Here is a 23,770-nt window from a genome sequence, read left to right on the forward strand (position 1 = left end):
TGGCTTGCTGCGCCTGAACCATATTCTAAGGCCCCCCTTAGCAAGAGGATACAGCCGTGGCTCGTAAAACGCCTATCGAGCGCTACCGCAATATCGGTATCTGTGCTCACGTTGACGCCGGTAAAACAACAACGACCGAGCGTATCCTGTTTTATACAGGCCTGTCTCACAAAATCGGTGAAGTTCACGACGGCGCAGCTACCATGGACTGGATGGAGCAAGAGCAGGAGCGTGGGATCACCATCACTTCTGCTGCGACAACGACCTTCTGGCGTGGTATGGAAGCGCAATTTCCTGAACACCGCGTAAATATCATCGATACTCCGGGACACGTTGACTTCACCATTGAAGTTGAGCGTTCCCTGCGTGTGCTTGACGGTGCAGTTGTTGTGTTCTGTGGTTCTTCCGGGGTTGAGCCTCAGTCTGAAACTGTATGGCGTCAGGCTGATAAATACCATGTTCCTCGTATGGTATTCGTAAACAAGATGGACCGTGCCGGTGCCGACTTCCTGCGCGTGGTCGAGCAGATTAAAAACCGTCTTGGTGCGAACCCAGTGCCAATCCAATTGAACATTGGTGCTGAAGAAGAATTTAAAGGCGTTGTTGACCTTATCAAGATGAAGGCCATCAACTGGAATGAAGCCGACCAGGGGATGACATTTACCTATGAGGACATTCCGGCGGATATGGTCGAGCTTGCCGAGGAATGGCGCCAGAACCTGGTGGAATCTGCGGCAGAAGCTTCTGAAGAGCTGATGGACAAGTACCTGGAAGAAGGTGACTTGTCTGAAGCCGAGATTAAAGCCGGTCTGCGTCAGCGTACGCTGGCGAATGAGATCGTACTGGCGACCTGTGGTTCAGCATTTAAGAACAAAGGGGTTCAGGCAGTACTGGATGCTGTGGTTGAATTCCTGCCTTCGCCAACGGACGTGAAATCGATCCGCGGTGAAGATGAATTAGGAAACGAGATTGAACGTCATTCCAGCGATGAAGAACCATTTTCTGCGCTGGCGTTTAAGATCGCGACCGACCCGTTTGTGGGCTCTCTGACCTTCATGCGCGTGTACTCCGGTGTGGTGAACTCTGGAGATACGGTTTACAACTCTGTCAAAGAGAAGCGTGAGCGTTTCGGTCGTATCGTACAGATGCATTCGAACAAGCGTGAAGAAGTAAAAGAAGTTCGCGCGGGCGACATTGCAGCAGCAATCGGTCTGAAGAACGTTACCACCGGGGATACCCTGTGTGATCCGGAGCATCGCGTAATCCTGGAACGCATGGAGTTCCCGGAGCCGGTGATTCAGATTGCTGTTGAGCCGAAGTCGAAAGCGGACCAGGAAAAGATGGGGATCGCGCTGGGTAAACTGGCTGCAGAAGATCCATCGTTCCGCGTCGAGACGGATGATGAAACCGGTCAGACACTGATCTCTGGTATGGGTGAACTGCACCTGGACATCATCGTTGACCGTATGAAGCGTGAGTTCAGCGTCGAATGTAACGTGGGTAAACCTCAGGTTGCATACCGTGAAACCATTCGTGGGAAGACGGAAGTTGAAGGCAAGTTCGTACGTCAGTCCGGCGGTCGTGGCCAGTACGGTCATGTCTGGCTGAAAATTGAGCCGTCAGAGCAAGGCGAAGGTTTTGTCTTTGTCGATGAAGTCGTCGGTGGTGTGGTTCCGAAAGAATACATCAGCTCGGTTGCCAAAGGTATCGAAGAGCAGATGAATAACGGTGTCCTGGCAGGTTATCCGGTTCTGGATGTCAAAGCGACCCTGTTCGACGGTTCTTACCACGATGTTGACTCCAGCGAAATGGCGTTTAAGATCGCGGGCTCAATGGCCTTCAGGAAAGGGGCGCTTGAAGCGAACCCTGTTATTCTTGAGCCAATGATGAAAGTTGAAGTAACCACACCGGAAGATTGGATGGGTGATGTTGTGGGCGACCTGAACCGTCGCCGCGGCATGATCGAAGGGATGGATGAGGGCCCTGCGGGTCTGAAGATCATCCGTGCCCAGGTTCCATTGGCAGAGATGTTTGGTTACGCAACTGACCTACGTTCAGCGACTCAGGGTCGTGCATCCTATTCGATGGAGTTCAGTGAATATGCTGAAGTTCCTAAGAATGTTGCCGATCGAATTATTGCTGAGCGCTCTTAATTTGAATATTGCGTCAATCGTCGTTGACGCATAGAATACACTCTTCGGACGCGCCCCCTGACCTAGTAGGGGGCGTATCTTAACTAGGAAGGAACACGATCGTGTCTAAAGAAAAATTTGAACGTACGAAACCGCACGTTAACGTTGGTACTATCGGCCACGTTGACCACGGTAAAACTACTCTGACTGCAGCTATCTGTACTACTCTGGCAAAAGTTTACGGCGGTGCCGCTCGTGACTTCGCGTCTATCGACAACGCGCCAGAAGAGCGTGAGCGTGGTATCACAATCTCTACTTCTCACGTAGAGTACGATACTCCGTCTCGTCACTACGCACACGTAGACTGCCCAGGACACGCCGACTATGTTAAAAACATGATCACTGGTGCTGCGCAGATGGACGGTGGTATCCTGGTTGTTGCTGCAACTGATGGCCCTATGCCTCAGACGCGTGAGCACATCCTGCTGGGTCGTCAGGTTGGTATCCCTTACATCATCGTATTCATGAACAAGTGTGACATGGTTGATGATGAAGAGCTGCTAGAGCTGGTTGAGATGGAAGTTCGTGAACTGCTGTCTGAGTACGACTTCCCAGGTGACGACTGCCCAGTAATCATGGGTTCTGCTCTGGGCGCCCTGAACGGCGAGAAAGAGTGGGAAGACAAGATTGTTGAGCTGGCTGAAGCCCTGGACAACTACATCCCAGAGCCAGAGCGTGCGATCGACAAGCCATTCATCCTGCCAATCGAAGATGTATTCTCAATCCAAGGCCGTGGTACTGTTGTAACTGGTCGTGTTGAGCAAGGTATCATCACTGTTGGTGACGAAGTTGCTATCATCGGTATCAAAGACACTATCACTACTACTTGTACTGGTGTTGAGATGTTCCGTAAGCTTCTGGACGAAGGCCGTGCCGGTGAGAACGTTGGTGTTCTGCTGCGTGGTACTAAGCGTGACGAAGTTGAGCGTGGTCAAGTACTGGCGAAGCCTGGTTCAATCACTCCGCACACTAAGTTCGAGTCAGAAGTATACGTTCTGTCTAAAGACGAAGGCGGCCGTCATACTCCGTTCTTCAAAGGCTACCGTCCACAGTTCTACTTCCGTACAACTGACGTGACTGGTACTATCGAGCTGCCAGAAGGCGTTGAGATGGTAATGCCAGGCGACAACATCAAGATGGTTGTTGAGCTGATCGCTCCAATCGCAATGGACGAAGGTCTGCGCTTCGCAATCCGTGAAGGTGGCCGTACCGTTGGTGCTGGTGTTGTTGCTAAGATCGTCGCTTAATTTGCGATTGTCTTAATGACGAACCTGAAAAAGGGAGCTTCGGCTCCCTTTTTTGATCGTCCAAAACCCGTTGGGTCGGCACGGCTCAATGGGCAGTATGTGTATAGTACATATAGCTATACATTAGTGTCTGTATATTATTATTTAGAATATATTATCGGGGTTAAGAGCAAAAGCATCTAACAGATGGGGCAGAAAATAGTAGTAATGAAAACTATTCTTGTTTATATTTTTGTGGTCACCAAGAAAGCTGGAACAAAAATGTACGTCTGTTTGTGTCACGGAATTACCGATAAAAAAATCATGAAGCTCACCCTGGAGCACGGGCTCACCGATGTCCGCGGCATTCGCCAAATTACGCCGCTGGGCTCACAGTGCGGCAAATGCATCCGGACTGCCAAAGAGGTGATAGAAGACACCGTGGCAAAAACGTACCAGAAAGCCAGCTGATCCCCGCAGCAAAAAAACGAGGACGGCTACAGCTGGGGCAGATCTGCTGGCAGCCACACTCGCACTGTTCATGGCTTCCAGGTTTATCAGCGCGCTGCTCTCACTTGACACGCAATTGCTTAATCCTTAATTTTCCGCATTCCGCATTCCGCATTCCGCATTCCGCATTCCGCATTCCGCATTCCGCATTCCGCATTCCGCATGGATGATTATTTTTCACCCAAGGGGTTGCACTGAAAAACGTGATCTGTATAATGCTCGCCACTGCCCGAGATATTGATTCTCGTAACTGCAGTTGTGAACCAATAAGCATTGAGGAAGAAGCTGCTAGACAGCTTAGCAATGTATACTCTGACTTATGTTCGCAGTCATTTAATTGGCTGACAATGTGTCCGATAGGGACACTACGTTCACATAAATCAATCGGCATTCTCTCGTCTTAACGAGTCTGAGTGGCGATATTGTTTGTGTAAATTTTTTAATTGGAGCTCTGTCTCATGCAGAACCAACGTATTCGTATCCGCCTCAAGGCTTTCGATCACCGTTTGATCGACCAGTCTACTGCGGAAATCGTAGAAACAGCCAAGCGCACCGGTGCTCAGGTGAAGGGTCCAATCCCTCTGCCTACTCGCAAAGAGCGTTTCACTGTTCTTATTTCTCCACACGTAAATAAGACTGCACGTGACCAGTACGAAATCCGTACTCACAAGCGCCTTATCGACATCGTTGAGCCAACAGACAAAACTGTTGATGCTCTAATGCGTCTAGATCTAGCTGCTGGCGTTGACGTTCAGATCAGCCTAGGTTAATCGGGGAGATAAGAGAATGATTGGTCTAATCGGTCGTAAAGTGGGCATGACCCGCGTATTTACCGAAGATGGCGTTTCTATCCCAGTAACTGTGGTTGAAGTTGAAGCGAACCGTGTTTCTCAGGTTAAATCTGTAGACACTGACGGCTACAACGCAATCCAGGTAACTGCTGGTACAAAGAAAGCTAACCGTGTTTCTAAGCCAGAAGCTGGCCACTTTGCCAAAGCTGGTATCGAAGCAGGTCGCGGTCTTTGGGAATTCCGTCTGGAAAACAATGAAGAGTTTGCTGTTGGCGCTGAGCTGACTGTTGAGCTGTTCAACGAAGTTAAAAAAGTAGACGTTACTGGTACATCTAAGGGTAAAGGTTTCCAAGGTGCTGTTAAGCGCTGGAACTTCCGTACTCAAGATATGACCCATGGTAACTCCTTGTCTCACCGTGCTCCTGGTTCTATCGGTCAGTGTCAGACTCCAGGTCGCGTATTCAAAGGCAAGAAAATGGCTGGTCACATGGGTGCTGAGCGTGTAACGACTCAAAACCTAGAGATCGTGCGTGTTGACGCTGAACGTAACCTGCTGCTCATCAAAGGTGCAGTCCCAGGTGCGACAGGTGGCAACGTGATCGTTAAACCAGCTGTTAAAGCGTAACGTCAAGGAGTTAGTAATGGAATTGGTAGTCAAAGGCGCTGACGCGCTAACTGTCTCCGAAGCTACTTTTGGGCGTGATTTCAATGAAGCGCTTGTACACCAAGTAGTTGTTGCTTACGCAGCAGGTGCTCGTCAAGGTACACGTGCTCAGAAGACTCGTTCTGACGTTTCTGGTGGTGGCGCGAAGCCATGGCGCCAGAAAGGTACAGGCCGCGCTCGTGCAGGTACAATCCGTAGCCCACTATGGCGTACCGGTGGTGTAACTTTCGCTGCTCGTCCACAAGACCACAGCCAGAAAGTTAACAAGAAAATGTACCGTGGTGCTATGAAGAGCATTCTGTCTGAGCTGGTTCGTCAAGAGCGTCTGATCGTTGTTGACAACTTCTCAGTTGAAGCACCTAAAACTAAAGCACTGGTTGCCAAGCTGAAAGAGCTTGAGCTGACTGATGCACTGATCGTAACTGGCGAACTAGATGAGAATCTATTCCTGGCAGCGCGCAACCTGTACAAGGTTGACGTACGCGATGCTAAGGCAATCGATCCAGTGAGCCTGATTGCTTTCGATAAAGTTGTGATGACTGCTGATGCAGTTAAACAAGTTGAGGAGATGCTGGCATGATCACTGAAGAGCGTATTCTAAAAGTTCTACGTGCTCCGCACATCTCTGAAAAAGCGACTATGGCTGCTGAAAACGGTAACACTATCGTTTTCAAAGTAGCGAAAGACGCAACGAAGAAAGAGATCAAAGCAGCAGTTGAAAAACTGTTTGAGGTTGAAGTCAAGTCTGTAAACACTCTTGTTGCCAAGGGTAAGACCAAACGTCAAGGTATGCGTGAAGGCCGTCGTAGCGACTGGAAAAAAGCGTATGTAATCTTGAAAGAAGGTCAGGACATCGACTTCGCTGGCGGTGCAGAGTAAGACTAGGAGCAAAGAAGAATGGCTATTGTAAAATGTAAGCCGACTTCCCCAGGTCGTCGCCACGTTGTTAAAGTGGTTAACTCTGACCTGCATAAGGGTAAGCCGTACGCGCCACTACTAGAGAAAAAATCTAAGACTGGTGGTCGTAACAATAACGGTCGTATCACAGTACGTCACATCGGTGGTGGTAACAAAAATGCTTACCGTATCATCGACTTCAAACGTACTAAAGATGGTATCCCAGCGAAAGTTGAGCGCCTAGAATACGATCCAAACCGTAGCGCAAACATTGCTCTGGTTCTGTACGCAGACGGTGAGCGTCGCTACATCATCGCACCGAAAGGTCTGAAAGCTGGTGACTCTATCCAGTCTGGCGCAGATGCTGCGATCAAAGTTGGTAACACACTACCAATGCGCAACATCCCAGTAGGTTCAACTGTACACTGTGTTGAACTGAAGCCAGGTAAAGGTGCTCAGCTGGCTCGTTCAGCTGGTGCTTATGCTCAGATCGTTGCACGTGCAGGCACTTACGTGACTCTGCGTCTGCGTTCTGGTGAGATGCGTAAAGTTCTGGCCGAAGGTCGCGCGACTCTAGGTGAAGTTGGCAACGCAGAGCACATGCTACGTGAACTGGGTAAAGCCGGTGCTTCACGCTGGCGCGGTGTTCGCCCAACTGTACGTGGTGTTGTAATGAACCCAGTTGACCACCCACACGGTGGTGGTGAAGGTCGTACTTCTGGTGGTCGTCACCCAGTGACGCCATGGGGTGTACCGACTAAGGGTTACAAGACTCGTAAGAACAAGCGTACCGACAAGTACATCGTACGTCGTCGTAACAAGTAATTTATATCAGAGGATAAGCCATGCCACGTTCTCTCAAGAAAGGTCCTTTTATTGACCTGCACTTGCTGAAGAAGGTAGAGAAAGCGGTGGAAAGCGGTGACAAGAAGCCTGTTAAGACTTGGTCCCGTCGCTCAATGATCATCCCTCAGATGATCGGTTTGACCATCGCTGTCCATAATGGTCGTCAGCACGTTCCTGTTTTCGTTTCTGAAGAAATGATCGGTCACAAGCTTGGCGAATTTGCACCAACACGCACTTACCGCGGTCACGCTGCGGATAAGAAAGCTAAGAAGCGCTAAGAGGAGTATAGGTAATGGAAGCTATCGCTAAACATCGCTTTGCTCGCATCTCACCGCAGAAAGCACGTTTGGTTGCAGATCAACTGCGCGGTAAGCCAGTTGCACAAGCTCTGGAAATTCTGCAGTTCAGCAACAAAAAAGCTGCTGATCTGATCAAGAAAGTTCTGGAATCTGCTATCGCTAACGCAGAACACAACGAAGGCGCAGACATCGATGATCTGAATGTTGCGAAAATCTTCGTTGACGAAGGTCCTACCATGAAGCGTATTATGCCTCGTGCTAAAGGCCGTGCCGATCGCATCTTGAAGCGTTCTAGCCACATCACTGTTGTTGTAGCAGACCGCTAAGAGACTAGGAGAGAAAGCAATGGGTCAAAAAGTACATCCTAATGGTATTCGTCTTGGCATCGTTAAGCCATGGAATACCACTTGGTTTGCTAACAGCCAAGAGTTCGCTGACAACCTAGACGGCGACTTCAAGGTACGTCAGTTCCTGACTAAGGAACTATCTAAAGCGTCTCTGTCACGCATCGTTATCGAGCGTCCTGCGAAGAGCATCCGTGTGACTATTCACACTGCTCGCCCAGGTGTTGTAATCGGTAAGAAAGGTGAAGACGTAGAAAAACTACGCGCTCACGTTGCGAAGATCGCTGGTGTTCCAGCTCAGATCAACATCGCAGAAGTACGTAAGCCTGAGCTAGACGGTCAACTGGTTGCAGACAGCATTACGTCTCAGCTGGAGCGTCGTGTGATGTTCCGTCGCGCGATGAAGCGTGCGGTTCAGAACGCTATGCGTCTTGGCGCGAAAGGTATCAAAGTAGAAGTAAGCGGCCGTCTTGGCGGTGCTGAAATCGCACGTACCGAGTGGTACCGTGAAGGTCGTGTGCCTCTGCACACTCTACGTGCTGACATTGATTACGCAACTTCTTCGGCTCACACCCAATACGGTGTAATCGGCGTTAAAGTTTGGATCTTCAAAGGTGAAGTTCTGGGCGGCATGCCAGTTGCTGAGCCAAAGGCTGACAAGCCTAAGAAGCAGCGCAAAGGCCGTAAATAAGGAGTTTATCGATGCTGCAACCTAAACGCACTAAATTCCGCAAGGCTCATAAGGGTCGTAACCGCGGTCTAGCGAACGGTACTGACGTAAGCTTCGGCACATTTGGTCTGAAAGCTGTTGGTCGTGGTCGTATCACTGCTCGCCAAATTGAAGCGGCTCGTCGTGCTATGACTCGTCACATTAAACGTCAAGGTCAAATCTGGATTCGTATCTTCCCAGACAAGCCAATTACCTCTAAGCCTCTTGAAGTTCGTCAAGGTAAAGGTAAAGGTAACGTTGAATACTGGGTAGCCCAGATTCAACCAGGTAAAGTTCTGTACGAAATGGATGGTGTTCCTGAAGCACTGGCTCGTGAAGCATTCGATCTTGCTGCACGTAAGCTACCTATCAAGACTACATTCGTAACTAAGGCGGTGATGTGATGAAAGCACAAGATCTGCGCGCTAAAAGCGTTGAAGAGCTGAATGCTGAGCTTGTGGGCCTTCTGCGCGAACAGTTCAACCTGCGTATGCAGGCTGCGACTGGTCAACTACAGCAGACTCACACTCTGAAAGCTGTACGTCGCGATATCGCACGTGTTAAAACCGTTCTGACTGAGAAGGCTGGCGCATAATGAGCGAGAAAATTCGTACTCAGCAAGGTCGTGTAGTTAGCAACAAAGGCGACAAGTCTATCGTTGTTGCAATCGAGCGTAAGGTGAAACACCCAGTCTACGGGAAGTACATCACTCGCACGACTAAACTGCATGCACACGACGAAAACAACGAGTGTGGCCAAGGCGATACTGTTGAAATTCGTGAGTGCCGTCCACTGTCTAAGACGAAGTCTTGGACTCTGGTTCGCGTAGTTGAGAAAGCTCGCGTCTAAGCGAACTTGACAACATCCTAACTGAGCGGCCCCGAAAATTTTGGGGCCGTTTATTTTTTGTCTACCCATCGGGCGAAAAGAGTGTTATCATTCGCCGCCTTTGTAGAAAAGGCAAAGCGACCCGTGATGGGTCTAGATGTTTTAAATTAGCGGAGCACTAACATGATCCAAATGCAAAGTATGCTAGAAGCTGCCGATAACTCCGGCGCTCGTAGCGTAATGTGTATTAAGGTTCTGGGTGGTTCACACCGTCGCTATGCACATATCGGTGACATCATCAAAGTTACTGTTAAGGAAGCAATTCCACGCGGTAAAGTTAAAAAGGGTGATGTACTGAAAGCGGTGGTTGTGCGCACTCGTAAAGGCGTACGTCGTCCAGACGGCTCTGTCATTCGTTTTGACCGTAATGCTTGTGTATTGTTGAACGACAACACTGAGCAACCAATCGGTACTCGTATTTTCGGCCCTGTGACTCGTGAGCTTCGTAACGATAAGTTCATGAAGATCGTTTCACTAGCGCCAGAAGTACTGTAAGGAGTAATTCAAATGGCAGCTAAAATCCGTCGCAACGACGAAGTTATCGTTCTTACTGGTAAAGACAAAGGTAAGAAAGGTAAAGTATCTAAGGTTCTAGCAACCGGTAAAATCATCGTTGAAGGTATCAACCTTGTGAAGAAGCACCAGAAGCCTGTACCGGCTATGGGCATCCAAGGTGGCATCGTTGAAAAAGAAGCAGCAATTGACGCTTCTAACGTTGCAATCGTAAACGGTGAAGGTAAAGCGGACCGTGTAGGCTTCCGATTCGAAGACGGCAAAAAAGTCCGTTTCTTCAAATCGACTGGCGAAACTATCAAGTAATTCTGGAGTAGTACACTATGGCGAAACTGCATGATTACTATAAAGAGACTATTGTAAAAGAGCTTGCTGACAAGTTCGAATACAAGAGCATCATGCAAGTCCCAAGGATCGAAAAAATCACACTGAACATGGGTGTGGGCGATGCGATCAACGACAAAAAACTGCTAGAGAACGCAGCTGCTGACATGACTGCAATTGCAGGTCAGAAGCCGCTGATCACTAAAGCACGTAAGTCTGTTGCTGGCTTTAAGATCCGTGAGGGCTACCCTATTGGCTGTAAAGTAACTCTACGTGGCGAACGTATGTGGGACTTTTTCGAGCGTCTAATTTCAATTGCTGTTCCTCGTATCCGTGATTTCCGTGGTCTGAACCCGAAATCATTCGACGGTCGTGGTAACTACAGCATGGGCGTTCGTGAGCAGATTATCTTCCCAGAGATCGATTACGATAAAGTTGATCGTGTACGTGGTCTAGACATCACGATTACGACTTCTGCGAATTCTGACGAAGAAGCTCGTGCTCTGCTATCTGCTTTTAACTTCCCATTCCGTAAGTAAAAGTAAGGGTTACTAATGGCTAAAGAATCCATGAAGGCGCGCGAAGTAAAACGCGCCAAGCTAGTAGCAAAGTTCGCTGAAAAGCGTTCTGCGCTGAAAGCTCTAATCAACGACGTGAACGCGTCTGAAGAAGACCGCTGGAATGCAGTGCTTAAACTTCAGTCACTACCACGTGATTCTGCGAAGTCTCGTCAGCGTAACCGCTGTAACCAGACTGGACGTCCACACGGCTACCTGCGTAAGTTTGGTCTATGCCGTATCAAGGTTCGTGAAGCTTGCATGAAAGGCGAGATTCCGGGTCTGCGTAAAGCTAGCTGGTAATTTGTTACCAAATTAGAATCACGGAGTAATTGACTTATGAGCATGCAAGATCCGATTTCGGATATGCTGACCCGCATTCGCAACGGTCAGGCAGCGAAAAAAGTTGCTGTTAAAATGCCATCTTCTAAGCTGAAAGTTGCTATCGCTAAACTGCTGAAAGAAGAAGGTTATGTGGCTGACTACACCATTGCTGGTGAAGTGAAGCCTGAGCTAGAAGTGACTCTTAAGTACTTCGAAGCGAACCCAGTTATTGAGCAAATCCAACGTGTATCACGTCCAGGTCTGCGCATCTACAAGAAAAAAGATGCTCTGCCTTCAGTGATGGGCGGCCTGGGTATTGCTGTTGTATCCACTTCCAAAGGTCTGATGACTGACCGCGCTGCTCGCAAAGCGGGTCTTGGCGGTGAGATTATCTGCTACGTAGCTTAAGGAGTAGGAAATGTCTCGTGTTGCAAAAGCACCTGTAGTAATTCCTGCCGGCGTAGAAGTTAAACTTAACGGCCAGGAAATCACTGTAAAAGGTGGCAAGGGCGAACTAACTCGCACTATCCATGATGCAGTAGTTCTTTCCCAGGAAGAAAACGCAATCACTTTCGGCCCTCGTGAAGGTGTCGAAAAAGCTTGGGCACAAGCAGGTACTGCACGTGCACTAGTTAACAACATGGTTGTTGGTGTTACTGAAGGCTTCACTAAGAAGCTGATTCTTAAGGGTGTTGGTTACCGTGCTGCTATCAAAGGCAACGCTGTTGGTCTGACCCTAGGTTTCTCGCACCCAGTTGAGCACGAACTACCAGCAGGTATCAAAGCTGAATGTCCAACCCAGACTGAAATCGTACTGACAGGTACTGATAAGCAGCTGATTGGTCAGGTTGCTGCTGATATTCGCGCTTACCGTAGCCCTGAGCCTTACAAAGGTAAAGGTGTTCGTTACGCCGACGAAGTTGTGCGTACTAAAGAAGCTAAGAAGAAGTAAGGTAACACTATGGATAAGAAAGCATCTCGTATCCGTCGTGCGACCCGTGCACGTCGTAAGATCGCTGAGCTGGGTGCAACCCGCCTGGTTGTACACCGCACGCCACGTCACGTGTACGCGCAGGTTATCGCACCAAATGGTTCTGAGGTAATCGCAGCCGCTTCTACAGTAGAAAAAGCGATCCGTGAGCAGGTTAAGAGCACCGGTAACAAAGACGCTGCTGCAGCTGTAGGTAAAGCTATTGCTGAGCGCGCGATTGAAAAAGGCATCTCTAACGTTGCATTCGATCGTTCTGGTTTCCAATACCACGGCCGTGTTGCTGCACTAGCAGAAGCTGCTCGTGAAGCTGGTCTGAAATTCTAAGGTAGGCGGAAGATGGCTAACGAAAAAACTCAATCAGATTTGCATGAAAAGCTGATCGCTGTTAACCGTGTATCTAAGACGGTTAAAGGTGGTCGTATTTTCAGCTTTACTGCACTAACTGTAGTTGGTGACGGTAACGGTCGCGTTGGTTTCGGTTACGGCAAGGCACGTGAAGTACCTGCTGCGATCCAGAAAGCGATGGAAAAAGCTCGTCGTAACATGGTTAATGTTGCCCTAAACGACGGTACTCTGCACCACGCTGTTAAAGGCCGCCACACTGGTTCTAAAGTGTACATGCAGCCTGCATCAGAAGGTACTGGTATCATCGCCGGTGGTGCAATGCGTGCAGTTCTGGAAGTTGCGGGCGTTCGCAACGTTCTGGCAAAAGCATACGGCTCTACAAACCCAATCAACATCGTTCGCGCGACTATTGACGGTTTGAGTGGCATGAACTCTCCAGAAATGATCGCTGCGAAGCGTGGTCTTTCTGTTAAAGAAATTCTGGAGTAATCGACATGGCAAAGACTATTAAAGTAACGCAGACCAAGAGCTCAATCGGCCGTCTGCCTAAGCACAAAGCTACTTTGCGTGGCCTGGGTCTACGTCGCATCAACCACACTGTAGAACTTGAAGATACTGCTTGCGTACGCGGCATGATCAATAAAGTTATCTACATGGTTAAAGTTGAGGAGTAATCAGAATGCGTTTGAATACTCTATCTCCGGCTGCGGGTTCTAAGCCTTCTGCGAAGCGCGTAGGCCGTGGTATCGGTTCAGGTCTGGGTAAAACTTGTGGCCGTGGTCACAAAGGTCAGAAGTCACGTTCAGGTGGTTCTGTACGTCCAGGCTTCGAAGGCGGTCAAATGCCTTTGAAACAGCGTCTACCAAAATTCGGTTTTACTTCTCGCAAGAGCCTGGTAACAGCTGAAGTTCGTCTAGCAGAGCTGGCGAAAGTTGAAGGTGACGTAGTAAGCCTAGAAACACTGAAGGCTGCGAACGTAGTCACTAAGAACATCGAGTTCGTGAAAGTTGTACTTTCTGGTGAAATCGCTCGCTCAGTTACAGTGAAAGGTCTACGCGTAACTAAAGGCGCTAAAGCTGCGATCGAAGCTGCAGGCGGTAAAATCGAGGAATAATTAACTCGAGGATGAGGTACAGATGGCTAAACAACCAGGACAAGATTTTCGTAGCGCCCAAGGTGGCCTAGCAGAGCTTAAGACTCGCCTACTTTTTGTATTAGGTGCAATCTTAATTTTCCGAGCCGGCTCCTTTGTGCCTATTCCTGGTATTGACGCTGCTGTACTTGCCGATCTGTTCGAACAGCAAAAGGGCACCGTCATTGAACTGTTTAACATGTTCTCTGGTGGTGCACTTGAGCGTGCTTCCATCTTGGCGCTGGGGATCATGCCGTATATTTCGGCATCGATTATTGTCCAGCTGCTGACGGTTGTTCACCCGGCCTTGGCCGAGTTGAAAAAGGAAGGGGAGTCTGGCCGTCGTAAGATCAGCCAGTACACTCGTTACGGCACGCTTGTTTTGGCAACCTTCCAAGCAATTGGTATTGCAACGGGGTTACCAAGTATGATCCCAGGCCTGGTGATTAATCCGGGCCTCGGATTTTACTTTGTCGCGGTAGTGAGTTTGGTCACCGGTACCATGTTCCTGATGTGGTTGGGTGAGCAGATTACCGAGCGTGGCATTGGTAACGGTATTTCAGTAATTATCTTTACTGGTATCGTTGCAGGTTTGCCGCCGGCTATTGGACAGACCGTAGAGCAAGCACGTCAAGGTGAATTGCACGTACTTCTTCTACTATTAATTGCAGTTATCTCTTTCGCTGTAATTTATTTTGTAGTGTTCATGGAGCGTGGTCAGCGTCGTATCGTCGTCAACTACGCCAAACGTCAGCAAGGCCGTCGTGTTTTTGCTGCGCAGAGCACTCACCTGCCGTTGAAAATCAACATGGCAGGGGTAATTCCAGCGATTTTTGCATCCAGTATTATTCTGTTCCCGGGCACACTGGCTCAGTGGTTCGGTCAGAATGAGAATCTAGGTTGGCTCAGCGATATCTCGCTGGCGCTCAGCCCAGGTCAGCCACTGTATGTTATGCTGTATGCTGCTGCGATTATTTTCTTCTGTTTCTTCTATACCGCGTTGGTGTTCAACCCGCGCGAGACAGCGGATAACTTGAAGAAGTCTGGTGCGTTCGTACCTGGTATTCGCCCGGGTGAGCAGACCGCGAAGTATATTGATAAAGTGATGACTCGCCTGACACTGGCAGGTGCTCTGTACATTACCTTTATCTGTCTGATCCCCGAGTTTATGATGATTGCATGGAATGTCCGCTTTTACTTCGGCGGTACATCACTACTGATTGTAGTTGTAGTTATTATGGACTTCATGGCTCAAGTTCAGACACATCTGATGTCTCAACAATATGAGTCTGTTTTGAAAAAGGCTAACCTTAAAGGCCACGGCCGATAAGACTAGTTATCCATTTACGGAGTTTAGCAATGAAAGTTCGTGCTTCCGTTAAGAAAATCTGCCGTAACTGTAAAGTTATCAAGCGCAACGGTGTTGTGCGTGTAATTTGCAGTGAGCCAAAGCACAAACAGCGCCAAGGCTAATTAGCAGAAATATTTCTTGCAAATTGAAGGTAGGTTGGCTAAATTAGCCAACCAATCTTTTGTGTGTGCAAAAGAATTGTCCCACCGCTGCGTATCCTAAACGGGCTTTGCAGCGGTTATTCTTGAAAAGTACTAGGAGTGAATAGTGGCCCGTATTGCAGGCATTAACATTCCTGATCATAAACATTCTGTAATCGCTCTTACTGCGATCTACGGCATCGGTAAAACTCGCTCAAAAGCTATCCTAGCTGAAGTGGGTATTGCTGAAGATGTTAAGATCAGTGAACTGACTGAAGAGCAGATCGATCTACTGCGTGATGGTGTAGCCAAGTACACTGTAGAAGGTGATCTACGTCGTGAAGTTTCCATGAACATCAAGCGTCTAATGGACCTTGGTTGTTACCGTGGTCTTCGTCATCGTCGCAGTCTACCACTACGTGGACAGCGTACTAAAACCAACGCACGTACCCGTAAGGGTCCGCGCAAGCCGATCAAAAAATAATCGGATAAGGTAGAGTACAATGGCAAAACAACCAACTCGCGCTCGTAAGCGCGTACGTAAGCAAGTTGCTGATGGCGTTGCGCACATTCATGCTTCTTTCAACAACACAATCGTAACCATTACTGACCGTCAAGGTAATGCTCTGTCTTGGGCAACTGCCGGTGGTTCTGGTTTCCGTGGTTCTCGTAAATCTACGCCGTTCGCTGCACAGGTTGCTGCTGAGCGTTGTGGTGAAATGGCCAAAGAATATGGCGTTAAGAACCTGGAAGTTATGGTTAAGGGCCCAGGTCCAGGTCGTGAGTCTACTATCCGCGCTCTGAACGCTGCGGGTTTCCGTATCACTAACATTGTTGATGCGACTCCGATCCCTCATAACGGTTGTCGTCCACCTAAGAAACGTCGCGTATAACGTTTCGTTTCTAGGAAAACTGGAGAAAGAACATGGCAAGATATTTGGGTCCTAAGCTGAAGCTTAGCCGTCGTGAAGGTACAGACTTGTTCCTTAAGTCTGGCGTTCGCGCGATTGATACCAAGTGTAAAATCGATAACGCACCAGGTGTACACGGCGCTCGTCGCGGTCGTCTATCTGACTATGGCGTTCAGCTTCGTGAGAAGCAAAAAGTTCGTCGTACGTACGGCGTTCTGGAAAAACAATTCCGTAACTACTACAAAGAAGCTGCTCGCCTGAAAGGCAACACAGGTGAAAACCTGCTGCAACTTCTGGAAGGTCGTCTGGATAACGTAGTTTACCGCATGGGCTTCGGCTCAACTCGTGCTGAAGCACGTCAGCTGGTAAGCCACAAAGCGATCCTAGTTAACGGTCAAGTCGTAAACGTTCCTTCTTTCAAGGTAGCGGCTAACGACGTTGTTAGCGTTCGTGAGAAAGCTAAGAACCAAGCACGCATCAAAGCAGCTCTAGAAGTTGCTACTCAGCGTGAACTACCGACTTGGGTCGAAGTAGACAACAGCAAAATGGAAGGTACGTTCAAGCGTCTTCCAGAACGTTCTGATTTGTCTGCCGACATCAACGAACACCTGATCGTCGAGCTTTACTCTAAGTAAGGCTATAGTTAAGAGAGGACACAATGCAGGGTTCTGTAACAGAATTTCTTAAGCCGCGTCTTGTTGATATTGAACAAGTTAGCACGACGCATGCAAAAGTAACTCTTGAGCCGCTAGAGCGTGGTTTCGGTCACACCCTAGGTAATGCTCTACGTCGCATCCTACTATCTTCAATGCCGGGTTGTGCTGTCACTGAAGTAGAGATCGACGGTGTGTTACACGAGTACAGCACCAAAGAAGGAGTACAGGAAGATGTTCTTGAGATCCTTCTGAACCTTAAAGGCCTGGCCGTTAAGGTTGAGGGTAAAGACGAAGTTATCCTTACTCTGAATAAGTCTGGTGCAGGCCCTGTTGTTGCAGGTGACATCACCCACGACGGTGATGTTGAGATTGCGAACCCAGAGCACGTAATCTGCCACCTAACTGATGACAATGCTGACATCAGCATGCGCATCAAGGTAGAACGTGGTCGTGGCTACGTACCAGCGTCTGCTCGTATTCATTCTGAAGAAGATGAGCGCCCAATTGGTCGTCTGCTAGTTGATGCAACTTTCAGCCCAGTTGACCGTATCGCTTACGCTGTTGAGGCTGCACGTGTTGAACAACGTACAGACCTGGACAAGTTGGTTATCGATATGGAGACAAACGGTACGCTTGATCCTGAGGAAGCTATCCGTCGCGCGGCTACAATTCTGGCCGAGCAACTGGATGCATTCGTAGATCTGCGTGATGTACGAGTTCCTGAAGAGAAAGAAGAGAAGCCTGAGTTCGATCCGATCCTACTGCGTCCTGTAGACGATCTTGAACTAACTGTTCGCTCTGCTAACTGTCTGAAAGCAGAAGCGATCCATTACATCGGTGATCTTGTTCAGCGTACCGAGGTTGAGCTACTGAAAACGCCTAACCTGGGTAAGAAGTCTTTGACTGAAATTAAAGACGTGCTGGCTTCACGTGGTCTGTCTCTGGGTATGCGTCTAGAGAACTGGCCGCCAGCATCAATCGCTGAAGATTAATAGTTACTGATATCTAGTTAGAAGGATTAGGTCATGCGCCATCGTAAGAGTGGTCGTCAACTCAACCGCAACAGCAGCCATCGCAAAGCGATGTTCAGCAACATGGCTGGCTCTCTGGTACGTCACGAGCTTATCAAGACTACCCTGCCTAAGGCAAAAGAGCTGCGTCGCGTAATTGAGCCATTGATTACCCTAGCTAAGACTGACAGTGTTGCTAACCGTCGTCTGGCATTCGCACGTACTCGTGATAACGAAGTTGTTGCGAAACTATTTAACGAATTAGGTCCACGTTTCGCTCAGCGTCCAGGCGGTTACACTCGCATTATGAAATGCGGTTTCCGTGCTGGCGATAAAGCCCCTATGGCTTACATCGAGCTAGTAGACCGTCCTGAAGCTCAGGAAGAAGCTGCTGCTGAATAAGCAAATGCGCGTTAAATGAAAGAGGCCGAGTCATTGACTCGGCTTTTTTTATACCTGCGGTTTGGGTTTCGCCGTTGTGATACAAATGAATCCTTCGTTTTGCCCTTTACTGAGTTTGCAAAGTTTTTCCTCTTTCTTTTCTCTTCTCTTTCTCTGCTTATTAATTTCGGTTTGATTACCGGGATGCACTTACCATTCACACCGTGTTGTACTGCTGTTGCTTGCTCTTCGATATGATAAAAATCGGAAATGAGGAGAGGGGAGTATCAAAAGACAGCGTTTTTGTGTGCTTGTGGTTGGTTTTTCATCGTTCGTGTTTTTTTTTGAAATTTAGGGTTGCCAAGTGGATTTGGTTCTCTATAATGCCGCCTCACTGACAGGGACGAAGCAAGCAAACAGCGAGCTGGATTCCACAGTAAGGTACCAAGAATTAATTTTGAAAAAGTGTTTGACACTGAAAATTGATTCGATAGAATGGCTGCCCTGTTCAACGGTAAACCTCAAGCACGAAGTTAACTAGTTGAATAATTTGTTCTTTAACAATTTGACCATGCAATCTGTGTGGGCACTCGTGAAATGATAGTCAAAAGATTTATCAGTGAACTGAGTGACCAAATTGATACTTCGGTATCAGCACAGTCAATTTATTTTTGCTTCTGCTTTTTTAAAAAGCGGCGGCAAGAAATCAGTAATCACTGAGCCGTTTCTTCGGAAACACCAAAACTTTAATTGAAGAGTTTGATCATGGCTCAGATTGAACGCTGGCGGCAGGCCTAACACATGCAAGTCGAGCGGCAGCGACAACATTGACCCTTCGGGTGATTTGTTGGGCGGCGAGCGGCGGACGGGTGAGTAATGCCTGGGAACATGCCTTAGTGTGGGGGATAACCATTGGAAACGATGGCTAATACCGCATAATCTCCTGTCTTTTGCGAGATGGGAGCAAAGAGGGGGACCTTCGGGCCTCTCGCGCTAAGATTGGCCCAGGTGGGATTAGCTAGTAGGTGGGGTAACGGCTCACCTAGGCGACGATCCCTAGCTGGTCTGAGAGGATGATCAGCCACACTGGAACTGAGACACGGTCCAGACTCCTACGGGAGGCAGCAGTGGGGAATATTGCACAATGGGGGAAACCCTGATGCAGCCATGCCGCGTGTGTGAAGAAGGCCTTCGGGTTGTAAAGCACTTTCAGTCGTGAGGAAGGCGGCTAAGTTAATAGCTTAGTTGTTTGACGTTAGCGACAGAAGAAGCACCGGCTAACTCCGTGCCAGCAGCCGCGGTAATACGGAGGGTGCGAGCGTTAATCGGAATTACTGGGCGTAAAGCGCATGCAGGCGGCTTGTTAAGCCAGATGTGAAAGCCCGGGGCTCAACCTCGGAATCGCATTTGGAACTGGCAGGCTAGAGTCTTGTAGAGGGGGGTAGAATTTCAGGTGTAGCGGTGAAATGCGTAGAGATCTGAAGGAATACCGGTGGCGAAGGCGGCCCCCTGGACAAAGACTGACGCTCAGATGCGAAAGCGTGGGGAGCAAACAGGATTAGATACCCTGGTAGTCCACGCCGTAAACGATGTCTACTTGGAGGTTGGTGTCTTGAACACTGGCTTTCGGAGCTAACGCGTTAAGTAGACCGCCTGGGGAGTACGGTCGCAAGATTAAAACTCAAATGAATTGACGGGGGCCCGCACAAGCGGTGGAGCATGTGGTTTAATTCGATGCAACGCGAAGAACCTTACCTACTCTTGACATCCAGAGAACTTTCCAGAGATGGATTGGTGCCTTCGGGAACTCTGAGACAGGTGCTGCATGGCTGTCGTCAGCTCGTGTTGTGAAATGTTGGGTTAAGTCCCGCAACGAGCGCAACCCTTATCCTTGTTTGCCAGCACTTCGGGTGGGAACTCCAGGGAGACTGCCGGTGATAAACCGGAGGAAGGTGGGGACGACGTCAAGTCATCATGGCCCTTACGAGTAGGGCTACACACGTGCTACAATGGCGCATACAGAGGGCTGCAAGCTAGCGATAGTGAGCGAATCCCAAAAAGTGCGTCGTAGTCCGGATTGGAGTCTGCAACTCGACTCCATGAAGTCGGAATCGCTAGTAATCGTGGATCAGAATGCCACGGTGAATACGTTCCCGGGCCTTGTACACACCGCCCGTCACACCATGGGAGTGGGCTGCACCAGAAGTAGATAGCTTAACCTTCGGGAGGGCGTTTACCACGGTGTGGTTCATGACTGGGGTGAAGTCGTAACAAGGTAGCCCTAGGGGAACCTGGGGCTGGATCACCTCCTTAACGATATGACACATTGTTTGATGCAGTGTCCACACAGATTGCCTGGTTAAAATGTGAAGAGCGAAACGATGCTGGGTCTGTAGCTCAGGTGGTTAGAGCGCACCCCTGATAAGGGTGAGGTCGGTGGTTCAAGTCCACTCAGACCCACCACTTCCTGCCCAAGGGAAGTTGGTGAGGCATCGGAAACGTCGGGGCTATAGCTCAGCTGGGAGAGCGCCTGCCTTGCACGCAGGAGGTCAGCAGTTCGATCCTGCTTAGCTCCACCACTCTTTAAGGGTTTTCCCTGAGAATCTTTAAACAGTGGTTTGTTTCTCTTTGGAGAAAACGAAACACATGCTCTTTAACAATCTGGAAAGCTGACTAGTAATTCGATTTTTAGGAATCGAAATTATTGTTTCACCGCAAGGTGAAACGAGTTCTCAAGCAATACACATTCAAGTGTCTTGTGTAAGAAGAGTCCGGCAAAACAAACGAATCCATCAAGCAATTGATGGAAACCTTGGTTGTTTACGATACAGACCCTTTGGGGTTGTATGGTTAAGTGACTAAGCGTACACGGTGGATGCCTGGGCAGTCAGAGGCGATGAAGGACGTACTAACTTGCGATAAGCGCAGATGAGGCAGTAAGAGCCACTTGAGTCTGCGATTTCCGAATGGGGAAACCCAGCTGCAGAAGCAGTTATCATTAAGTGAATACATAGCTTAATGAGGCGAACCGGGGGAACTGAAACATCTAAGTACCCCGAGGAAGAGAAATCAACCGAGATTCCGGCAGTAGCGGCGAGCGAAACCGGATTAGCCCTTAAGCTTTTTATGCGTCAGGTGAAGGCTCTGGAAAGTGCCGCGATACAGGGTGATAGCCCCGTAGCCGACAACGCATTTAAAGTGAAAACGAGTAGGACGGGACACGTGTTATCTTGTCTGAAGATGGGGGGACCATCCTCCAAGGCTAAATACTCCTGACTGACCGATAGTGAACCAGTACCGTGAGGGAAAGGCGAAAAGAACCCCTGTGAGGGGAGTGAAATAGAACCTGAAACCGTGTACGTACAAGCAGTAGGAGCACCTTCGTGGTGTGACTGCGTACCTTTTGTATAATGGGTCAGCGACTTAATTTCAGTAGCAAGGTTAACCATCTAGGGGAGCCGTAGGGAAACCGAGTCTTAACTGGGCGTGCAGTTGCTGGGATTAGACCCGAAACCAGGTGATCTAGCCATGGGCAGGTTGAAGGTGCGGTAACACGCACTGGAGGACCGAACCGACTAATGTTGAAAAATTAGCGGATGACTTGTGGCTAGGGGTGAAAGGCCAATCAAACCTGGAGATAGCTGGTTCTCCCCGAAAGCTATTTAGGTAGCGCCTCGGACGAATACTACTGGGGGTAGAGCACTGTTAAGGCTAGGGGGTCATCCCGACTTACCAACCCTTTGCAAACTCCGAATACCAGTAAGTACTATCCGGGAGACACACGGCGGGTGCTAACGTCCGTCGTGGAGAGGGAAACAACCCAGACCGCCAGCTAAGGTCCCAAAGTTATCGCTAAGTGGGAAACGATGTGGGAAGGCTCAGACAGCCAGGATGTTGGCTTAGAAGCAGCCATCATTTAAAGAAAGCGTAATAGCTCACTGGTCGAGTCGGCCTGCGCGGAAGATTTAACGGGGCTAAGCGATACACCGAAGCTGCGGCAATGTAGTTTACTACATTGGGTAGGGGAGCGTTCTGTAAGCCGTTGAAGGTGGTCTGTAAGGGCTGCTGGAGGTATCAGAAGTGCGAATGCTGACATGAGTAACGATAAAGGGGGTGAAAAACCTCCTCGCCGGAAGACCAAGGGTTCCTGTCCAACGTTAATCGGGGCAGGGTGAGTCGACCCCTAAGGCGAGGCCGAAAGGCGTAGTCGATGGGAAACGGGTTAATATTCCCGTACTTCTTACTATTGCGATGGGGGGACGGAGAAGGCTAGGTGGGCCTGGCGACGGTTGTCCAGGTTCAAGGGTGTAGGCTGATGGTTTAGGCAAATCCGGACCATCTTAAGGCTGAGACCCGATGTCGAGCTGCTACGGCGGTGAAGTCATTGATGCCATGCTTCCGGGAAAAGCCTCTAAGCTTCAGATAGTAAGGAATCGTACCCCAAACCGACACAGGTGGTCGGGTAGAGAATACCAAGGCGCTTGAGAGAACTCGGGTGAAGGAACTAGGCAAAATGGTACCGTAACTTCGGGAGAAGGTACGCTCTTGACGGTGAAGTCCCTCGCGGATGGAGCTATTGAGAGTCGCAGATACCAGGTGGCTGCAACTGTTTATTAAAAACACAGCACTGTGCAAAATCGAAAGATGACGTATACGGTGTGACGCCTGCCCGGTGCCGGAAGGTTAATTGATGGGGTTATCTTCGGAGAAGCTCTTGATCGAAGCCCCGGTAAACGGCGGCCGTAACTATAACGGTCCTAAGGTAGCGAAATTCCTTGTCGGGTAAGTTCCGACCTGCACGAATGGCGTAATGATGGCCACGCTGTCTCCACCCGAGACTCAGTGAAATTGAAATCGCAGTGAAGATGCTGCGTACCCGCGGCTAGACGGAAAGACCCCGTGAACCTTTACTACAGCTTGGCACTGAACATTGACCCTACATGTGTAGGATAGGTGGGAGGCTTCGAAGCAGGTACGCCAGTATCTGTGGAGCCGTCCTTGAAATACCACCCTTGTAGTGTTGATGTTCTAACGTCGCCCCCTTATCGGGGGTGCGGACAGTGCCTGGTGGGTAGTTTGACTGGGGCGGTCTCCTCCCAAAGCGTAACGGAGGAGCACGAAGGTGGGCTAATCACGGTCGGACATCGTGAGGTTAGTGCAATGGCATAAGCCCGCTTGACTGCGAGAATGACGGTTCGAGCAGGTGCGAAAGCAGGTCATAGTGATCCGGTGGTTCTGAATGGAAGGGCCATCGCTCAACGGATAAAAGGTACTCCGGGGATAACAGGCTGATACCGCCCAAGAGTTCATATCGACGGCGGTGTTTGGCACCTCGATGTCGGCTCATCACATCCTGGGGCTGAAGTCGGTCCCAAGGGTATGGCTGTTCGCCATTTAAAGTGGTACGCGAGCTGGGTTTAGAACGTCGTGAGACAGTTCGGTCCCTATCTGCCGTGGGCGTTGGATGATTGAGAGGGGCTGCTCCTAGTACGAGAGGACCGGAGTGGACGAACCGCTGGTGTTCGGGTTGTGTCGCCAGACGCATTGCCCGGTAGCTAAGTTCGGAATCGATAACCGCTGAAAGCATCTAAGCGGGAAGCGAGCCTCAAGATGAGTCATCCCTAAGGCTTTAAGCCTTCTGAAGGGTTGTCGTAGACGACGACGTTGATAGGCAGGGTGTGTAAGCGCTGTGAGGCGTTGAGCTAACCTGTACTAATTGCCCGTGCGGCTTAACCATACAACACCCAAGGGGTTTTACGGACTCCATGA

At 49.4% G+C, this 23,770-nt stretch carries 31 protein-coding genes, 2 tRNA genes and 2 rRNA genes; all 35 read left to right on the forward strand.

Translation table 11 applies throughout. The annotated features are described in order from the left end of the window. The first annotated feature begins 56 nt into the window (after positions 1 to 56). Positions 57 to 2,153, forward strand: a complete 2,097-nt coding sequence (gene fusA / locus NH461_RS01345) for an elongation factor G (RefSeq protein ID WP_261601579.1) — start codon at positions 57 to 59, stop codon at positions 2,151 to 2,153. 101 nt (positions 2,154 to 2,254) lie between these two features. Beyond that, complete coding sequence (tuf, locus tag NH461_RS01350; RefSeq protein ID WP_261601580.1) at positions 2,255 to 3,439, forward strand: elongation factor Tu; 1,185 nt, start codon at positions 2,255 to 2,257, stop codon at positions 3,437 to 3,439. A gap of 261 nt (positions 3,440 to 3,700) precedes the next feature. Then, positions 3,701 to 3,889 carry a (2Fe-2S)-binding protein gene (locus tag NH461_RS01355; protein WP_261602800.1) on the forward strand — a complete coding sequence of 63 codons (189 nt, stop codon included), beginning with the start codon at positions 3,701 to 3,703 and terminating at the stop codon, positions 3,887 to 3,889. 497 nt (positions 3,890 to 4,386) lie between these two features. Next, a complete protein-coding gene (gene rpsJ, locus NH461_RS01360) occupies positions 4,387 to 4,698 on the forward strand; it encodes a 30S ribosomal protein S10 (RefSeq protein WP_005302781.1) in 312 nt (103 codons plus the stop codon). A 16-nt stretch (positions 4,699 to 4,714) separates the two neighbouring features. Beyond that, positions 4,715 to 5,344 carry a 50S ribosomal protein L3 gene (rplC, locus tag NH461_RS01365; RefSeq protein WP_261601581.1) on the forward strand — a complete coding sequence of 210 codons (630 nt, stop codon included), beginning with the start codon at positions 4,715 to 4,717 and terminating at the stop codon, positions 5,342 to 5,344. A 16-nt stretch (positions 5,345 to 5,360) separates the two neighbouring features. Continuing rightward, a complete protein-coding gene (gene rplD, locus NH461_RS01370; RefSeq protein WP_261601582.1) occupies positions 5,361 to 5,963 on the forward strand; it encodes a 50S ribosomal protein L4 in 603 nt (200 codons plus the stop codon). Further along, positions 5,960 to 6,262 carry a 50S ribosomal protein L23 gene (rplW, locus tag NH461_RS01375; RefSeq protein ID WP_261601583.1) on the forward strand — a complete coding sequence of 101 codons (303 nt, stop codon included), beginning with the start codon at positions 5,960 to 5,962 and terminating at the stop codon, positions 6,260 to 6,262. The genes rplD and rplW overlap by 4 nt, the downstream gene beginning before the upstream one ends. Before the next feature lie 18 nt (positions 6,263 to 6,280). Continuing rightward, positions 6,281 to 7,105: a 50S ribosomal protein L2 gene (gene rplB, locus NH461_RS01380; protein WP_261601584.1), complete on the forward strand. Its 825-nt coding sequence runs from the start codon at positions 6,281 to 6,283 to the stop codon at positions 7,103 to 7,105. Positions 7,106 to 7,125: 20 nt separating this feature from the next. Further along, on the forward strand, positions 7,126 to 7,404 hold the full coding sequence (gene rpsS, locus NH461_RS01385) for a 30S ribosomal protein S19 (protein WP_007469141.1): 279 nt from the start codon (positions 7,126 to 7,128) through the stop codon (positions 7,402 to 7,404). 14 nt (positions 7,405 to 7,418) lie between these two features. After that, the gene (gene rplV / locus NH461_RS01390; protein ID WP_255389251.1) at positions 7,419 to 7,751 is read left to right on the forward strand and encodes a 50S ribosomal protein L22; all 333 of its coding nucleotides are present in this window, start codon (positions 7,419 to 7,421) and stop codon (positions 7,749 to 7,751) included. 19 nt (positions 7,752 to 7,770) lie between these two features. Beyond that, positions 7,771 to 8,460, forward strand: coding sequence for a 30S ribosomal protein S3 (gene rpsC, locus NH461_RS01395; protein ID WP_261601585.1), 690 nt, complete (start codon positions 7,771 to 7,773; stop codon positions 8,458 to 8,460). Positions 8,461 to 8,471: 11 nt separating this feature from the next. Then, positions 8,472 to 8,882 (forward strand): 50S ribosomal protein L16, encoded by a 411-nt coding sequence (rplP, locus tag NH461_RS01400; RefSeq protein ID WP_261601586.1) that lies wholly within the window; start codon positions 8,472 to 8,474, stop codon positions 8,880 to 8,882. Beyond that, positions 8,882 to 9,073 (forward strand): 50S ribosomal protein L29, encoded by a 192-nt coding sequence (gene rpmC, locus NH461_RS01405; RefSeq protein WP_261601587.1) that lies wholly within the window; start codon positions 8,882 to 8,884, stop codon positions 9,071 to 9,073. The genes rplP and rpmC overlap by 1 nt, the downstream gene beginning before the upstream one ends. Continuing rightward, a complete protein-coding gene (gene rpsQ / locus NH461_RS01410) occupies positions 9,073 to 9,327 on the forward strand; it encodes a 30S ribosomal protein S17 (RefSeq protein ID WP_261601588.1) in 255 nt (84 codons plus the stop codon). Before rpmC ends, rpsQ begins: the two co-directional genes overlap by 1 nt. A 162-nt stretch (positions 9,328 to 9,489) precedes the next feature. Further along, on the forward strand, positions 9,490 to 9,861 hold the full coding sequence (gene rplN / locus NH461_RS01415) for a 50S ribosomal protein L14 (RefSeq protein ID WP_261601589.1): 372 nt from the start codon (positions 9,490 to 9,492) through the stop codon (positions 9,859 to 9,861). A 12-nt stretch (positions 9,862 to 9,873) separates the two neighbouring features. Beyond that, complete coding sequence (gene rplX / locus NH461_RS01420) at positions 9,874 to 10,185, forward strand: 50S ribosomal protein L24 (RefSeq protein ID WP_255389257.1); 312 nt, start codon at positions 9,874 to 9,876, stop codon at positions 10,183 to 10,185. Between the two features lie 17 nt (positions 10,186 to 10,202). Continuing rightward, positions 10,203 to 10,742, forward strand: coding sequence for a 50S ribosomal protein L5 (rplE, locus tag NH461_RS01425; protein WP_255389258.1), 540 nt, complete (start codon positions 10,203 to 10,205; stop codon positions 10,740 to 10,742). Positions 10,743 to 10,757: 15 nt separating this feature from the next. Beyond that, positions 10,758 to 11,063: a 30S ribosomal protein S14 gene (rpsN, locus tag NH461_RS01430; RefSeq protein WP_261601590.1), complete on the forward strand. Its 306-nt coding sequence runs from the start codon at positions 10,758 to 10,760 to the stop codon at positions 11,061 to 11,063. Positions 11,064 to 11,099: 36 nt separating this feature from the next. Continuing rightward, positions 11,100 to 11,492 (forward strand): 30S ribosomal protein S8, encoded by a 393-nt coding sequence (gene rpsH, locus NH461_RS01435; protein WP_261601591.1) that lies wholly within the window; start codon positions 11,100 to 11,102, stop codon positions 11,490 to 11,492. A 10-nt stretch (positions 11,493 to 11,502) separates the two neighbouring features. After that, complete coding sequence (rplF, locus tag NH461_RS01440) at positions 11,503 to 12,036, forward strand: 50S ribosomal protein L6 (RefSeq protein ID WP_261601592.1); 534 nt, start codon at positions 11,503 to 11,505, stop codon at positions 12,034 to 12,036. 9 nt (positions 12,037 to 12,045) lie between these two features. Beyond that, positions 12,046 to 12,399 (forward strand): 50S ribosomal protein L18, encoded by a 354-nt coding sequence (gene rplR / locus NH461_RS01445; RefSeq protein ID WP_068330631.1) that lies wholly within the window; start codon positions 12,046 to 12,048, stop codon positions 12,397 to 12,399. Positions 12,400 to 12,411: 12 nt separating this feature from the next. Next, entirely contained in the window at positions 12,412 to 12,909 is a 498-nt protein-coding gene (rpsE, locus tag NH461_RS01450) for a 30S ribosomal protein S5 (protein ID WP_261601593.1), read from the forward strand. A 5-nt stretch (positions 12,910 to 12,914) separates the two neighbouring features. Further along, positions 12,915 to 13,094: a 50S ribosomal protein L30 gene (gene rpmD / locus NH461_RS01455; protein ID WP_107299064.1), complete on the forward strand. Its 180-nt coding sequence runs from the start codon at positions 12,915 to 12,917 to the stop codon at positions 13,092 to 13,094. 5 nt (positions 13,095 to 13,099) lie between these two features. Beyond that, positions 13,100 to 13,534, forward strand: a complete 435-nt coding sequence (gene rplO / locus NH461_RS01460; protein ID WP_261601594.1) for a 50S ribosomal protein L15 — start codon at positions 13,100 to 13,102, stop codon at positions 13,532 to 13,534. 22 nt (positions 13,535 to 13,556) lie between these two features. Beyond that, positions 13,557 to 14,882 (forward strand): preprotein translocase subunit SecY, encoded by a 1,326-nt coding sequence (gene secY, locus NH461_RS01465; RefSeq protein WP_255389265.1) that lies wholly within the window; start codon positions 13,557 to 13,559, stop codon positions 14,880 to 14,882. Between the two features lie 29 nt (positions 14,883 to 14,911). Continuing rightward, the gene (rpmJ, locus tag NH461_RS01470; protein WP_000868186.1) at positions 14,912 to 15,025 is read left to right on the forward strand and encodes a 50S ribosomal protein L36; all 114 of its coding nucleotides are present in this window, start codon (positions 14,912 to 14,914) and stop codon (positions 15,023 to 15,025) included. Positions 15,026 to 15,170: 145 nt separating this feature from the next. Then, positions 15,171 to 15,527, forward strand: coding sequence for a 30S ribosomal protein S13 (gene rpsM / locus NH461_RS01475; protein WP_047876506.1), 357 nt, complete (start codon positions 15,171 to 15,173; stop codon positions 15,525 to 15,527). Between the two features lie 19 nt (positions 15,528 to 15,546). Next, positions 15,547 to 15,936: a 30S ribosomal protein S11 gene (gene rpsK / locus NH461_RS01480; RefSeq protein WP_005370963.1), complete on the forward strand. Its 390-nt coding sequence runs from the start codon at positions 15,547 to 15,549 to the stop codon at positions 15,934 to 15,936. A 32-nt stretch (positions 15,937 to 15,968) separates the two neighbouring features. Continuing rightward, positions 15,969 to 16,589: a 30S ribosomal protein S4 gene (gene rpsD / locus NH461_RS01485; protein ID WP_261601595.1), complete on the forward strand. Its 621-nt coding sequence runs from the start codon at positions 15,969 to 15,971 to the stop codon at positions 16,587 to 16,589. A 23-nt stretch (positions 16,590 to 16,612) separates the two neighbouring features. Further along, positions 16,613 to 17,602, forward strand: a complete 990-nt coding sequence (locus NH461_RS01490) for a DNA-directed RNA polymerase subunit alpha (protein WP_261601596.1) — start codon at positions 16,613 to 16,615, stop codon at positions 17,600 to 17,602. Between the two features lie 33 nt (positions 17,603 to 17,635). Then, on the forward strand, positions 17,636 to 18,022 hold the full coding sequence (gene rplQ / locus NH461_RS01495; protein WP_007468807.1) for a 50S ribosomal protein L17: 387 nt from the start codon (positions 17,636 to 17,638) through the stop codon (positions 18,020 to 18,022). A 726-nt stretch (positions 18,023 to 18,748) separates the two neighbouring features. Then, positions 18,749 to 20,314, forward strand: a 16S ribosomal RNA gene (locus tag NH461_RS01500). Positions 20,315 to 20,387: 73 nt separating this feature from the next. Then, positions 20,388 to 20,464: transfer RNA gene (locus NH461_RS01505), tRNA-Ile, on the forward strand. 40 nt (positions 20,465 to 20,504) lie between these two features. Continuing rightward, positions 20,505 to 20,580 (forward strand) — tRNA-Ala (locus NH461_RS01510). A 269-nt stretch (positions 20,581 to 20,849) separates the two neighbouring features. After that, positions 20,850 to 23,738 (forward strand): 23S ribosomal RNA (locus NH461_RS01515). The 16S and 23S rRNA genes sit together here with 2 tRNA genes alongside, the layout of an rRNA operon. Positions 23,739 to 23,770: the final 32 nt, after the last annotated feature.

It is taken from the genome of Photobacterium sp. TY1-4 (assembly GCF_025398175.1).
Lineage (GTDB): Bacteria > Pseudomonadota > Gammaproteobacteria > Enterobacterales > Vibrionaceae > Photobacterium.

Coding starts and splice junctions, on each gene's coding strand:
- NH461_RS01355 (WP_261602800.1), top strand. CDS start 3,701: ATGTACGTCTGTTTGTGTCACGGAATTACCGATAAAAAAATCATGAAG.
- rpsJ (WP_005302781.1), top strand. CDS start 4,387: ATGCAGAACCAACGTATTCGTATCCGCCTCAAGGCTTTCGATCACCGT.
- rplC (WP_261601581.1), top strand. CDS start 4,715: ATGATTGGTCTAATCGGTCGTAAAGTGGGCATGACCCGCGTATTTACC.
- rplD (WP_261601582.1), top strand. CDS start 5,361: ATGGAATTGGTAGTCAAAGGCGCTGACGCGCTAACTGTCTCCGAAGCT.
- rplW (WP_261601583.1), top strand. CDS start 5,960: ATGATCACTGAAGAGCGTATTCTAAAAGTTCTACGTGCTCCGCACATC.
- rplB (WP_261601584.1), top strand. CDS start 6,281: ATGGCTATTGTAAAATGTAAGCCGACTTCCCCAGGTCGTCGCCACGTT.
- rpsS (WP_007469141.1), top strand. CDS start 7,126: ATGCCACGTTCTCTCAAGAAAGGTCCTTTTATTGACCTGCACTTGCTG.
- rplV (WP_255389251.1), top strand. CDS start 7,419: ATGGAAGCTATCGCTAAACATCGCTTTGCTCGCATCTCACCGCAGAAA.
- rpsC (WP_261601585.1), top strand. CDS start 7,771: ATGGGTCAAAAAGTACATCCTAATGGTATTCGTCTTGGCATCGTTAAG.
- rplP (WP_261601586.1), top strand. CDS start 8,472: ATGCTGCAACCTAAACGCACTAAATTCCGCAAGGCTCATAAGGGTCGT.
- rpmC (WP_261601587.1), top strand. CDS start 8,882: ATGAAAGCACAAGATCTGCGCGCTAAAAGCGTTGAAGAGCTGAATGCT.
- rpsQ (WP_261601588.1), top strand. CDS start 9,073: ATGAGCGAGAAAATTCGTACTCAGCAAGGTCGTGTAGTTAGCAACAAA.
- rplN (WP_261601589.1), top strand. CDS start 9,490: ATGATCCAAATGCAAAGTATGCTAGAAGCTGCCGATAACTCCGGCGCT.
- rplX (WP_255389257.1), top strand. CDS start 9,874: ATGGCAGCTAAAATCCGTCGCAACGACGAAGTTATCGTTCTTACTGGT.
- rplE (WP_255389258.1), top strand. CDS start 10,203: ATGGCGAAACTGCATGATTACTATAAAGAGACTATTGTAAAAGAGCTT.
- rpsN (WP_261601590.1), top strand. CDS start 10,758: ATGGCTAAAGAATCCATGAAGGCGCGCGAAGTAAAACGCGCCAAGCTA.
- rpsH (WP_261601591.1), top strand. CDS start 11,100: ATGAGCATGCAAGATCCGATTTCGGATATGCTGACCCGCATTCGCAAC.
- rplF (WP_261601592.1), top strand. CDS start 11,503: ATGTCTCGTGTTGCAAAAGCACCTGTAGTAATTCCTGCCGGCGTAGAA.
- rplR (WP_068330631.1), top strand. CDS start 12,046: ATGGATAAGAAAGCATCTCGTATCCGTCGTGCGACCCGTGCACGTCGT.
- rpsE (WP_261601593.1), top strand. CDS start 12,412: ATGGCTAACGAAAAAACTCAATCAGATTTGCATGAAAAGCTGATCGCT.
- rpmD (WP_107299064.1), top strand. CDS start 12,915: ATGGCAAAGACTATTAAAGTAACGCAGACCAAGAGCTCAATCGGCCGT.
- rplO (WP_261601594.1), top strand. CDS start 13,100: ATGCGTTTGAATACTCTATCTCCGGCTGCGGGTTCTAAGCCTTCTGCG.
- secY (WP_255389265.1), top strand. CDS start 13,557: ATGGCTAAACAACCAGGACAAGATTTTCGTAGCGCCCAAGGTGGCCTA.
- rpmJ (WP_000868186.1), top strand. CDS start 14,912: ATGAAAGTTCGTGCTTCCGTTAAGAAAATCTGCCGTAACTGTAAAGTT.
- rpsK (WP_005370963.1), top strand. CDS start 15,547: ATGGCAAAACAACCAACTCGCGCTCGTAAGCGCGTACGTAAGCAAGTT.
- rpsD (WP_261601595.1), top strand. CDS start 15,969: ATGGCAAGATATTTGGGTCCTAAGCTGAAGCTTAGCCGTCGTGAAGGT.
- NH461_RS01490 (WP_261601596.1), top strand. CDS start 16,613: ATGCAGGGTTCTGTAACAGAATTTCTTAAGCCGCGTCTTGTTGATATT.
- rplQ (WP_007468807.1), top strand. CDS start 17,636: ATGCGCCATCGTAAGAGTGGTCGTCAACTCAACCGCAACAGCAGCCAT.